The organism is Nocardia sp. MH4, from assembly GCF_019266065.1.
Lineage (GTDB): Bacteria > Actinomycetota > Actinomycetes > Mycobacteriales > Mycobacteriaceae > Nocardia > Nocardia canadensis.
This window is the reverse complement of the sequence record NZ_LPNR01000055.1, coordinates 18,631-30,360: the sequence shown is the minus strand read 5'-3', so window position 1 is coordinate 30,360 and position 11,730 is coordinate 18,631. Positions and strand designations below refer to the sequence as shown.

General features: G+C 70.3%; 10 protein-coding genes. 9 read left to right on the top strand and 1 reads right to left on the bottom strand.

The genetic code is table 11. The annotated features are described in order from the left end of the window. Positions 1 to 369: 369 nt before the first annotated feature. From ATM97_RS03815 to ATM97_RS03785, 7 genes are all read left to right on the top strand, one after another. Complete coding sequence (locus ATM97_RS03815; protein WP_218716531.1) at positions 370 to 1,242, top strand: DMT family transporter; 873 nt, start codon at positions 370 to 372, stop codon at positions 1,240 to 1,242. Between the two features lie 42 nt (positions 1,243 to 1,284). Next, the gene (locus tag ATM97_RS03810; RefSeq protein WP_218716530.1) at positions 1,285 to 2,721 is read left to right on the top strand and encodes a GuaB1 family IMP dehydrogenase-related protein; all 1,437 of its coding nucleotides are present in this window, start codon (positions 1,285 to 1,287) and stop codon (positions 2,719 to 2,721) included. A gap of 302 nt (positions 2,722 to 3,023) precedes the next feature. After that, entirely contained in the window at positions 3,024 to 4,379 is a 1,356-nt protein-coding gene (locus ATM97_RS03805; RefSeq protein WP_218716529.1) for a hemolysin family protein, read from the top strand. Then, entirely contained in the window at positions 4,372 to 5,436 is a 1,065-nt protein-coding gene (locus ATM97_RS03800; protein WP_218716528.1) for a hemolysin family protein, read from the top strand. The genes ATM97_RS03805 and ATM97_RS03800 overlap by 8 nt, the downstream gene beginning before the upstream one ends. 145 nt (positions 5,437 to 5,581) lie before the next feature. Next, positions 5,582 to 5,947 (top strand): helix-turn-helix transcriptional regulator, encoded by a 366-nt coding sequence (locus ATM97_RS03795; protein WP_218716527.1) that lies wholly within the window; start codon positions 5,582 to 5,584, stop codon positions 5,945 to 5,947. Beyond that, the gene (locus ATM97_RS03790) at positions 5,944 to 6,468 is read left to right on the top strand and encodes an SRPBCC family protein (protein ID WP_218716526.1); all 525 of its coding nucleotides are present in this window, start codon (positions 5,944 to 5,946) and stop codon (positions 6,466 to 6,468) included. The genes ATM97_RS03795 and ATM97_RS03790 overlap by 4 nt, the downstream gene beginning before the upstream one ends. A 109-nt stretch (positions 6,469 to 6,577) precedes the next feature. Further along, entirely contained in the window at positions 6,578 to 7,510 is a 933-nt protein-coding gene (locus tag ATM97_RS03785) for a 3-methyladenine DNA glycosylase (RefSeq protein ID WP_255586937.1), read from the top strand. On the opposite strand, the gene ATM97_RS03780 is transcribed toward ATM97_RS03785, so the two are convergent. Then, positions 7,507 to 9,219 carry a BCCT family transporter gene (locus ATM97_RS03780; protein ID WP_218716525.1) on the bottom strand — a complete coding sequence of 571 codons (1,713 nt, stop codon included), beginning with the start codon at positions 9,217 to 9,219 and terminating at the stop codon, positions 7,507 to 7,509. The genes ATM97_RS03785 and ATM97_RS03780 overlap by 4 nt on opposite strands. Positions 9,220 to 9,442: 223 nt before the next feature. On the opposite strand from ATM97_RS03780, the gene ATM97_RS03775 reads away from it, so the two are divergent. Both ATM97_RS03775 and ATM97_RS03770 read left to right on the top strand, forming a co-directional pair. Continuing rightward, the gene (locus tag ATM97_RS03775; protein ID WP_218716524.1) at positions 9,443 to 11,017 is read left to right on the top strand and encodes an LVIVD repeat-containing protein; all 1,575 of its coding nucleotides are present in this window, start codon (positions 9,443 to 9,445) and stop codon (positions 11,015 to 11,017) included. Next, positions 11,014 to 11,634 carry a DUF305 domain-containing protein gene (locus ATM97_RS03770; protein WP_308248364.1) on the top strand — a complete coding sequence of 207 codons (621 nt, stop codon included), beginning with the start codon at positions 11,014 to 11,016 and terminating at the stop codon, positions 11,632 to 11,634. Before ATM97_RS03775 ends, ATM97_RS03770 begins: the two co-directional genes overlap by 4 nt. Positions 11,635 to 11,730: the final 96 nt, after the last annotated feature.

The window sequence follows — 11,730 nt, the reverse complement described above, 5'->3', positions numbered from 1 at the left end:
GGCGGCGCGCCGCGCCGGGAACGTCCGACCGGCGAGTCCCGCAGCCGCAAGCCCGCGGGCACCGGCGGACACGCCCGCAGCGGCGACACGCCGACGAATTCGCGTCGTCGAGCCGCGCGTCCGGCCGCTCCGGCGGCCCGCCGCAACCGCTCGGCAAACTGAATCATCGCGTGGCCGAACCGATTACGGTTCGGCCACGCTGCTGTTCGGGGCGCGTCGGATCGGTGCCGTCGCCGACGTCGTGATCCGGCGCCGACGACGTGTTCGCATCGCGGGCGCCGCCCGCGTCCACACCCACGGTCGGCTCGGCCCCTCGAAGCGGCCGGGCGCCTCCCGCCGACGTCGTGGTCCGGCTGCCACACTGACCTGGTGACGAACCGTTCGATCGCCGCGATCGTGTGCGCCGTCGTCGCCGCGATGCTGTTCGCGGTGGCGTCGGTGGCGCAGCAGCGTGCGGCCGCCGCGGTCCCCGGCGACGCGTCGCTGGTGCGTTCGCTGCTGCGGAACAAGCGGTGGTGGGCCGCGATCGTCGGCGATGCCGGCGGGTACGGCATGCAGGTGCTCGCGCTGGCCTTCGGCGCGGTATTGGTCGTCCAGCCCATCCTGGTGAGCTCCCTGGTCTTCGCGTTGCCGCTGTCCGCGCGGTTGAACCATCAGCGGATCACCGGCCGGGCCGCCGCGACGGCGCTGGTGCTCGTCACCGCCCTCGTCCTGTTCCTCGTCATCGGCGATCCGACCGCGGGCGAGCAGACCGCGCCGCTGCGAGAGTGGCTGGTGCCCTTGGCGATTCTGCTGAGCGTCGTCGCGATCGCGACGCTGGCGGGGGTGCTGCTGCGCAATCCGTCCGAGCGGGCGCTGTGCCTCGGACTCGCCGGTGGCGCGCTGTTCGGCCTGGCCGCCGCCCTCACCGATCGCGTGGTCACCCTGTTCGGCGACGGGCCCGGCAGCGTGATCACCGGCTGGCAGACCTGGGCGCTGGTCGGGGCCGGTCTGCTCGGCTTCTACCTCCAGCAGCGGGCCTACCAAGCCGGACCACTGTCGGCCTCCCTGCCGGCCGCGGCGGTGGCCGAACCGCTGGCCGCCGCCTTCCTCGGCCTCACCGCCCTGAACGAGCAGCTGCGCACCGACGATCTCGGCCTGGTGGCGGTCGTGACCTGCGTCGTCGTGATGTGCGGGGCCACCGTCGTGCTGTGCCGCACGCAGGCGGCGCCGCTGCCGGAATCGGCCGACACCGCGCACTGAGGTGCCGCCCACGGCAGACCTCACCCGGCTATCATCGAACAAGTGCGATTTCTTCCGGGACCCCAGCCGCCGTACGACCTGACCTACGACGACCTCTTCCTCGTCCCGAACCGGACCGATGTCGCGTCCCGGTTCGATGTGGACCTGGCCAGTGTCGACGGGTCCGGCACCACCATCCCCCTCGTGGTCGCGAACATGACGGCCGTCGCGGGCAAGCGGATGGCCGAGACCGTCGCCCGGCGCGGTGGCCTCGTCGTCCTGCCCCAGGATCTGCCGATCCCGGCGGCCGCCGACACCATCTCGTTCGTCAAGAGCCGCTCGCTCACCGCCGACACCCCCGTCACCCTCGACCCCGACCACTCGGTGTCCGACGCGGTGGCGCTGATGCACAAGCGCGCGCACGGCGCGGTCGTGATCGTCGAGGACGGCAAGCCGGTCGGCGTGGTCACCGAGGCCGCCTGCGCGGACGTCGACCGGTTCGCGCGACTGCGCGAGGTCGCCTTCACCGATTTCGTCCAGGCCCCCGTCGACGAATCCCCGCGCGAGATCTTCGACCGCCTCGCCGAGGCGCACGCCCAGCTCGCCGTACTCACCCACACCGACGGCACGCTGGCCGGGGTGATGACCCGCACCGGCGCGATCCGGGCCGGCATCTACACCCCCGCGATCGACGCGAACGGCAAGCTGCGGGTCGCCGCCGCGGTCGGCATCAACGGTGACGTGGCGGCCAAGGCGAAGGCGCTGGCCGAGGCGGGCGCGGACGTGCTCGTCATCGACACCGCGCACGGCCACCAGGCCAAGATGCTCGAATCGCTGCGCGCCGTGGCCGATCTCGGCCTCGGCGTGCCGCTGGCCGCGGGCAATGTCGTCTCCGCCGAGGGCACCCGCGATCTGGCCGCGGCGGGCGCCACGATCATCAAGGTCGGGGTCGGCCCCGGCGCCATGTGCACCACCCGCATGATGACCGGCGTGGGCCGCCCGCAGTTCTCCGCGGTGGCCGAATGCGCCGCGGCGGCCAAGGAACTCGGCGTGCACGTGTGGGCCGACGGCGGCGTACGGCACCCGCGCGATGTCGCGCTGGCGCTGGCGGCGGGCGCGTCGAACGTGATGATCGGCTCCTGGTTCGCCGGCACCTACGAATCCCCCGGCGACCTGCGTGTCGACCGCGACGGCAATGCCTACAAGGAGAGCTTCGGCATGGCCTCCAAGCGGGCCGTGGCCGCCCGCACCGCCGCCGACAGCGGCTTCGACCGGGCCCGCAAGGCGCTGTTCGAGGAGGGCATCTCCAGCTCGCGCATGCGTCTGGACCCCGAGCGCCCCGGTGTCGAGGACCTCATCGACCACATCTGCTCGGGCGTGCGCAGCTCCTGCACCTACGCCGGCGCCCGCTCGCTGCCGGAGTTCCACGAACGCGCCGTGCTCGGCGTGCAGTCCGCGGCCGGATTCGCGGAGGGCCGCCCGCTGCCCAGCGGCTGGTGACGACCGACCGACCACGGCCGATCGGCACGCCGGTGCCGATCGGCCGCTGTCGTTTCCGCCGGTCCACCGGTCGGCCCACCCGCGCCGCTGACACATCATCGGTGGGGACCGATTACTATGGAGTTGCCGATCTCGGCAGTGCTTTCTTCCCCACTCGAAAGGATCCAGTTGTCACCCGCGTCCAAGGGCGCCACACAGGAGGGTTCCTCTACGGAGCCGGGTGACCAACCCGGCGTCCTCCTTTCCGCAGCGTCCGTTCGATCCTCCGATTTCCCCACGGCATCACCCGGGTGGTGCTGAGGATGTCCATCGTTCTGACCGTGCTCAGCCTTCTCGGCTTCGTCGCACTCACCCTCGGCACGGCGCTCTTCGTCGCCGCCGAGTTCTCGCTCACCGCACTGGAACGCAGCACCGTCGAGGCCGCGGCCCGCGAGGGTGACGTCCGCTCCCGGCTGGTCAAGCAGGCCCACCACACCCTGTCCTTCCAGCTCTCCGGCGCGCAGCTCGGCATCACCATCACCACCCTGATCACCGGCTTCATCGCCGAACCCGTGCTGGCCCGGCTGCTGGACCCGCTGCTGGACGCGGCCGGTCTGAGCCCGAACGCCGCGCACGGCGTCGCCCTGGTGCTGGCCCTGGTCCTGGCGACCTCGCTGTCGATGATCTACGGCGAGCTCGTGCCGAAGAACATCGCCATCGCCAAGCCGATGGCCACGGCCCGGCTCACGGCGGGCCCGATGATCGGGTTCTCGGCCATGTTCAAGTGGCTCATCCGGTTCCTCAACGGCGCCGCCAACTGGATCGTGCGCAGGCTGGGCATCGAGCCCGCCGAGGAACTGCGCTCGGCCCGTTCACCGCAGGAGCTGGGTTCGCTGGTCCGCACCTCGGCGCTGCGCGGCGCGATGGACCAGCGCACCGCGCAGGTGATGGACCGTTCGCTGGAATTCGGTGAGCGCAGCGCCGAAGACCTGATGACACCGCGGGTGAAGGTCGAATCGCTCGATCGCGACGACACCATCGCCGACCTCATCGCCGCCTCCGCCCGCACCGGATACTCCCGGTTCCCGGTCATCGACGGCGACCTGGACAACACGCTGGGGGTCGTGCACGTCAAGCAGGCGTTCACCCATCCGGCGCATCTGCGCAAGCAGATCCCGCTGAGCAAGCTGGCCGTCGCGGTCCCGATCGTGCCGGCCAGTCTCGACGGCGACGCCGTGATGGAGCGCGTGCGCGCCGACGGCATGCAGGTCGCGCTGGTCGTCGACGAGTACGGCGGCACCGCCGGCATGGTGACCATGGAGGACCTGATCGAGGAGATCCTCGGCGACGTGCGCGACGAGCACGACGAGGAGGAGCGCGATGTCCGCCGGGTCTCCGACGGCTGGGACTGCTCGGGTCTGCTGCGCATCGACGAGGTGTCGCGCGCGACCGGATACGAAGCGCCGGAAGGCGAATACGAGACGCTGGGCGGCCTCGTGCTGACTCAGCTCGGCCGGATCCCGGCCACCGGCGACGAGGTGGTGCTGCCCGAATCCCGCGGTTCCGGCGGCGGCTGGATCGCCCGGGTGGAACGGATGGACGGCCGGCGCATCGATCGGGTGCGGTTGATCCCGGTCGACGCGGCGAACCTCGCGGCACGGGAGCACAACCATGGGTGATCTGTTCGGCATCGTGCTGACCGTCGTGCTGCTGGCGGGCAACGCCTTCTTCGTCGCCGCCGAGTTCGCGCTGATCTCGGCGCGGCGCGACCGGCTCGAGGCTCTTGTCGCGCAAGGCAAGAAGAACGCGAAGACGGTCATCGAGGCGGGTGAGAACCTGTCGATCATGCTGGCGGCGGCTCAGCTCGGCATCACCATCTGCTCGATCCTGCTGGGCCGGGTCGGTGAACCCGCGGTGGCGCATCTGCTCGAGCGCCCGTTCGAGCTGCTGGGCTTGCCCGATCAGCTGCTGCACCCGGTTTCGTTCACCCTCGCGCTGACGCTGGTGGTGATCCTGCACATCCTGCTGGGCGAGATGGTGCCGAAGAACATCGCGCTGGCCGGGCCGGAACGCTCGGCGCTGCTGCTGGTGCCGATCCACCTGATGTGGTTGCGGATCGCGCGCCCGCTCATCGCGCTGTACAACTACCTCGCCAACCTCTCGCTGCGGATGCTGCGGGTGGAACCGAAGGACGAGCTCGACGCGACGGTCTCCACGGTGGAGCTGGCCGAGATGATCGGCGAGTCCCGCTCGGAGGGGCTGCTCGACGAGGAGGAACACCGCAGGCTGACCCAGGCGCTGGGCACCTCGGAGCGGATCGTCGGCGATGTGATGGTGCCGCTGGCGCAGGCGCGCTCGGTGCCGTTGCGCGGCAACGGCACCACGCTCGGCGACATCGAGGCCGCGGTCGGCGAGACCGGGTTCTCGCGCTATCCGGTGCGCGCGGCCGACGGGTCGCTGGTCGGCTATCTGCACGTCAAGGATGTCCTCGACAAGGTCGCCGACGACACCGCGGGACCGGAGACGCAGATCCCGCGCACCGACATCCGCCCGCTGCCGACGGTCAGCTCCGGCACCACGCTCTACGAGGCGCTGGCGCGGCTGCGCCGGACCAACAGTCACCTGGGGCGGGTGGTGGACAGCCGGGGCAACACGGTCGGCGTGGTCGCGCTGGAGGATCTGATCGAGGAGTTCGTCGGCACCGTGCGCGACGGCACCCACCGGCTCGCCGAATGAGTTCCGTGACACCGGATCTCGCGCTCGTCGACACGCGGTAACAGGCATCTCGGGAACGGCCCGACCACATCGGTCGGGCCGTTTCTCGTGCGCTGCGTGACTCGCGCCCTTGACTCATTGGTAACCGATGGGTTACCAATAGAGGATGGATGTGTTCGAGGCGCTCGCCGATCCGGTACGTCGCGACCTGCTCGTGCGGCTCGCCGGGGCACCGGCCCGGGTCGTCGATCTCGCCGCCGAATACCCCATCAGCAGGCCCGCGATCAGCAAGCACCTGCGCCTGCTCACCGAGGCGGGGCTCGTCGAGGCCGAACCACAGGGCCGCGAACGGCACTATCGCCTCGCCCCCGAGGGCCTGGCCCCGCTGCGGGCCTACCTGGAACAGCTGCCCCTGATCAGGCCACTGATTCCGGAGCACGCGCTCGACGGTCTCGACCTCGAGGTCCGCCGCACCACCCGGGAACGCCGGGCCACCACCGGCACCGCCACCGACAAGGAGCAGACAGCATGACCATCCCCACCGCGACCGGACATCGCCGCGATCTCGCCGACGGCACCTATTGCGAATGGACGCGCACCTTCCGCGCCCCGATCGAGGACGTCTGGGCCGCCGTCACCGAGCCACACCGGCTCGCGCGCTGGCTCGGCACCTGGACCGGCGACCCGGCCACCGGCGAGGTGAAGTTCCAGATGCTGTTCGAGGGCGAGATGCCCGCCGAACGCTTCCACATCGACGAGTGCGATGCCCCGCACCGGCTGCGGATCACCACCGCCATGCCCTACGACGGGGACAACCCCGAGCACTGGCAGCTCCGTCTCGATCTCTCCGAAGAAGCGGGCATCACCACCCTCGTCTTCGCCCAGAACGTGCCCGACCCCACCATGGCCGAGGGCGTCGGCCCCGGCTGGGACTACTACCTCGATCGCCTGGTCGCCGCCGAAACCGACCAGGACCCGGCCACCGTCCGTTTCGACGACTACTTCCCGGCCCTGTCCGAGCACTACCGCAAGGAATTCGGCGCGACCGACTGATCCCCTCTTGGTGCCCGCTCCCCGCCGGGCAAGCAGGCCGTCGCCGACGTCACCAGCGAACAGTCCCGTCACCGGCGTGAGTTCGGGGTGGCTCCGCCGCGTCGAACCGATGCGGGAGAATGTCCCGGTGAGCGCGCATGACGACCTGGACCATGCTCTCGGCCCGCGGGTGCTGCCCGCGGTCGAGTGGCAGGCCCGCGCGCGGGCGCATCGGGAGCGGCTCGACGAGCTGGTCGGGCCCTACCTCGAACGCCGGGCGGCGGGCACCACCCATCCGGTGATCGACTTCCTGTTCACCTACTACGGCCACAAGCCCGCGCAGTTGCGACGCTGGCATCCCGGGTTCGGCATCGCCCTGAGCGACGCGCGCGAGTACGCGGGCGCTCGCGGCTACCACCGGGTCGACGCCGACGTCTATACCGCCGACCCGGCCTACCTGGCGAAACGGCGCGACACGATCGCCTTCGTCGAACGGCTGCTGAGCGCGACCGCCCAGCGTCCCACCCACCTGTCCTGCTTCGGCCTGCACGAGTGGGCGATGGTCTACCGCACCGACGACGTCCGCCACCAACAGGTCCCCCTGCGCCTGGGCCACGCCGGTACCGACGCGGTCGTCGAGTCGATGTCGCTGCGCTGCACCCACTTCGACGCCTTCCGCTTCTTCACCCCCGCCGCCGTCGGCCGCAACGCCGAGCCCCTCACCCGCGCCGACCAGATCCTGCGGGAACAACCCGGCTGCCTGCACGCCAACATGGACCTCTACAAGTGGAGCTTCAAGCTCGCTCCCCTGATCCCGTCGGACCTGCTGCTGGACTGCTTCGAACTCGCCTGCACCGCACGCGAACTCGACATGCGCGCCAGCCCGTACGATCTGCGCGAATTCGGCTACGAGCCGGTCCGCATCGAAACACCCGGCGGCCGCGCCGACTACGTGCGGGCCCAGGCCGCGGTGGCCGAGAGCGCCGATATCCTGCGGGACCGCCTGCGCCGCGCCTGCGCCGAGCTCACCTCGGCGCCGGCGCGGATCGAGCGGACGGTCTAGCTCGGCTTCTCGTCGGCGTCCTCGGTGGGTTCGGTGACCAGGGCGAAGTCGCCCTCGTGTTGTTCGGTGCCCTTGTCGACGGCGACCTCGACGAGTTCGATGCCGCGGTCGGCGCGCAGGATCAGGGGGTCCTCGCGGAGGTCCTTGTAGAGGGAGACACACATCGCGGCCATCACCACCAGGAACGGCAGGGAGACCACGGTGGTGAGGGCTTGCAGGCCGGTGAGGGCGCCGCCCAGGTCGTCGGAGTCGGCGATGACCAGCATGATCGCGGCGACGGCGCCGGTGGCGGCGCCCCAGAAGATGACGATCGGGCGGGAGGGTTCGATGCTGCCGCGTTCGGACAGGGTGCCCATCACGATCGAGGCCGCGTCGGCGCCGGAGACGAAGAAGATGCCGACCAGGATCATCACGACCACCGTGGTGATCGAGGTGATCGGGTACTGGTCCAGCAGGTGGAACAGCGCGAAGTCCGAGTCGACCGTGCCGTCGGGCTCGGTGAGGTCGCCGTGCTCGGCCTGTTCGGCGATGCCCGCACCACCGAAGATCGCGAACCACAGCAGGCTGACCACGCTGGGCACCAGCAGCACGCCGGTGACGAACTGGCGGATGGTGCGGCCGCGGCTGATCCGGGCGATGAACATGCCGACGAACGGGGTCCACGAGATCCACCAGGCCCAATAGAAGATCGTCCAGCTCGACAGCCACCCTTGCATCGCCTCGTCGCCGGCGCCGGTGCGGGAGGCCATCGTCGGCAGCATCTCCACGTAGTCGCCGATCGAGGTCGGCACCATGTTCAAGACGAACAGGGTCGGCCCGGCGACGAAGACGAACGCCGCGATCGCCAGCGCCAGCACCATATTGATATTCGACAGCCACTGGATGCCGCGCTCGACACCCGAGACCGCCGACAGCACGAACGCGACGGTCAGGCCCGAGATGATGGCGACCAGGCCGATCTTGCCGATGCCGTCGATCCACCCGTTGAACTCCATGCCCGCGCCGATCTGCAGGGCGCCGAGACCGAGCGAGGCCGCCGAGCCGAACAGGGTCGCGAAGATCGCCATCATGTCGATGGCGCGCCCGCCGATGCCGTCGGCGTGCCTGCCCAGCAGTGGCCGGAACACCGCGGAGATCAACTGCGAGCGGCCCTTGCGGAAGGTGCCGTAGGCGATGGCCAGGCCCGCCACCGCGTAGATCGCCCACGGGTGCAGCGTCCAGTGGAACAGCGTGGTGGCCATGGCGACCTCGGCGGCCGCCGGGGTGCCGGGTTCGGCGGTGTGCGGCGGCGGAGTCACGAAGTGCGACAACGGTTCCGCCACACCCCAGAACATCAGGCCGATGCCCATGCCCGCGCTGAACATCATCGCGATCCAGGAGACGGTGCGGAATTCGGGTTTCTCGTCGTCGGCGCCGAGCGGGATCCGGCCGTAGCGGCTGACGGCCAGCCAGATCACGAACACGACGAACGCCGTGGCGACCAGGACGAACAACCAGCCAGTGTTGGTGATGACCCATTTCTGCGCGGTGCCCGCCGCCGAGGCCAGGCTCTCGTCGTCGAGGACACCCCAGGCGACGAAGGCGAGTGCGCCGATCGCGGTGGCGCAGAAGACGAACAGATCGATCCGGGGCTTGCCCGGCGATCGACCGGCAACCCGGCCACCGTCCGCGTCCGCGGCTCCGGACCTGCCTACGACATCGTTCGACATGGAATCCGAGTCCTTTCCGGTCGCGGAAGACGGCCCTGACAGACGCGCAGTCGTAACGCAGGCAACCGTACAGCGTTCCCCCACCGGGGTGGGGGACCCCGACCCGCCGGTCGAGCGGCCGTTCGGCGAAATCGCCCGCGCCGAGGGGCCGCCCGACTTACCATCCAAAGCAGCGACTGCTGTCTGAGTCAGTTTGGTCGCAGGGCATGATCGGGAGGCAACGATGCGCGCACGGTCGGGACGGACGGTCCTGCGATTCACGGCTTCGGCCGCGGTCGCGGTGCTGGTGGCGATGGGGGTGCCGGCGGGATCGGCGGCGGATCCGTTCGCGGATCTCACCGGTGCCGTGCAGGAATTCCTGGATGTCGGACGAACATCGGTGCCGCGGGCCGACTGTGGACCGGGTTCGCTTCCCGAGACGGGAATGCAGGGCGACGTGCCCGCCGCTGACCGAGACAGTGGCCGCAGCACGCAGGGCTACCGCTGCAATATGTCGATGGTCGGCAACTACCAGGGGCGCGGGGCGGGCATCACCTCCACCAGCTTCGAGCACTGCGCCTATGTCGGCACGTTCTTCCCCGGCAACATGCTCAGCGAGCAGCAGGGCGTGCAGGTGCTCGACGTGTCCGATCCGGCGAACCCGCGTCGCACCGCGACGCTGGCCGAGCCCGCCATGCTGGCCGGGACCTGGGAGACGTTGAAGGTCAACAGCACTCGCAAGCTGCTGGTCGGCACCGGGGTCCCGGTCGGGATCGGCGCGGGCTATCTGTCGGTCTACGACATCTCCGACTGCGCGCACCCGCGACTGCTCAATCCGGGCACCGGCTCGAATCTGCTGATGCCGCTGCCGATCACGACGCACGAAGGCGGCTTCTCCCCCGACGGCCGCACCTACTGGGCCTCCGGGATCGCGCCCGGCTTCCTGAGCGCGATCGATCTCACCGACCCCGCCCACCCCCGCGTGATCTGGCAGGGACTGACCGGAATCGAGGCGCACGGCCTCGGCGTGAGCCCGGACGGCAACCGGCTCTACATCTCCGCGCTCGGCGGTTTCACCGTGCTCGATGTGAGCGCGGTGCAGCGGCGCGACCCGAATCCGCAGGTGCCCCACCTGGGCCGGACGTTCTGGACCGACGGGTGGGCCACCCAGCACAGCGTGCCGGTGACCTACGACGGTGTGCCGCACGTCTTCACCGTCGACGAAGGCGGTTCCGGCGGGGTGAAGCTCATCGATGTCTCGGTCGACGGTGATCCGGGGATCACGGCGAAGATCAAGCTGGAGATCAATCTGCCGGCCAACATCGATGCCAATGTCGGGTCGTCGATGGGCGGTTCGGCGTTCTCCTACGAATCGCACTACTGCGCGGCGGATCGCCCCGACGATCCGACAGCGCTCGCGTGCGGATGGATCTCGTCGGGGATCAGGGTGTTCGACGTGCGCGATCCGGGGGCGATCCGCGAGATCGCGTACTTCAACCCGCCCGCGCGGACCGGCCGCAACCTGGAGGTGTGGAACTCACCGCACGCGCTGGCCTCGATCATCGGCGTTCCGGTGATGAGCGCGCCCGCGGCCCTGCGGGCGATGGCCGAGGGGCTGTTCGATCCCGCCCAGGTGCTGACTTCGCGGGCGGGCGACATCGCGTTCGGCGACATGTCGAGCGACTGGTGTTTCTCGCCGCCGGAGTGGCGAGGCGACCAGCTCTATGTCACCTGTTCCGACAACGGGTTCATGGTGCTGCACCTCGACAACGACGTGTATTCGCCGCCGGCGGATCAGCAGTCGACCGTGGGGTCGTGAGGGTGGGGCGCGCGATGCGGGTCGCGGCTCTGGGGGCGGCCGCGGTGTTCCTGATGGTGCTCGGCGCGGCGCTGCGGCCGTTGCTGATCACCGAGACCGCCACGCCCGCACCGGTACTCGACGCGGTCGAGCTGGGCTTCGTGCAGGACATGACCGCCCACCACCAGCAGGCGCTGATCCTCACCGAACGTCTCGATCCCGCCGCCGATCCGGCCGTGCGCAAGATGGCCGACCAGATCGCCGCCGTCCAGCGGGTGGAGATCGGCACCCTGCTCGGCTGGACCCAGCTCGCGGGCGCGGCTCCGACGTCGGCACAGCCGATGACGTGGATGGCGACCTCCCCAGGGCACCACCATGATTCGACGACGGCGATGCCGGGTATGGCCACCCCCGCCGACCTCGACGCGCTGTCGGCCGCGCGCGGCGCCGACGCCGAAACCCTGTTCCTGCAACTGATGTACCGCCACCACTCGGGCGGGGTCACCATGGCCAGGGCCGCCGACGCCCTGCTCACGTCCGGGCCGGTGAAACAGGCCGCCCGCGCCATGGCCCAGTCCCAGAGCCAGGAACTCGGCTACCTCGGCATGCTCCTGGACGCCCGGGGCGTGCGTCCCTGAACGACCCGGCGCTCCACCCGGCGGGTCGCTACGATGCGATCGGGGACCGGGCTCCGGGGGCACGGCCGCGCGCGAGGACCGGCCGGGGATCGCGCC

Excerpts from the sequence above, each read along its gene's own strand:
- ATM97_RS03785 (WP_255586937.1), top strand. The coding sequence starts at position 6,578 with ATGCGGGAGAATGTCCCGGTGAGCGCGCATGACGACCTGGACCATGCT.
- ATM97_RS03800 (WP_218716528.1), top strand. The coding sequence starts at position 4,372 with ATGGGTGATCTGTTCGGCATCGTGCTGACCGTCGTGCTGCTGGCGGGC.
- ATM97_RS03775 (WP_218716524.1), top strand. The coding sequence starts at position 9,443 with ATGCGCGCACGGTCGGGACGGACGGTCCTGCGATTCACGGCTTCGGCC.
- ATM97_RS03805 (WP_218716529.1), top strand. The coding sequence starts at position 3,024 with ATGTCCATCGTTCTGACCGTGCTCAGCCTTCTCGGCTTCGTCGCACTC.
- ATM97_RS03795 (WP_218716527.1), top strand. The coding sequence starts at position 5,582 with ATGGATGTGTTCGAGGCGCTCGCCGATCCGGTACGTCGCGACCTGCTC.
- ATM97_RS03790 (WP_218716526.1), top strand. The coding sequence starts at position 5,944 with ATGACCATCCCCACCGCGACCGGACATCGCCGCGATCTCGCCGACGGC.
- ATM97_RS03780 (WP_218716525.1), bottom strand. The coding sequence starts at position 9,219 with ATGTCGAACGATGTCGTAGGCAGGTCCGGAGCCGCGGACGCGGACGGT.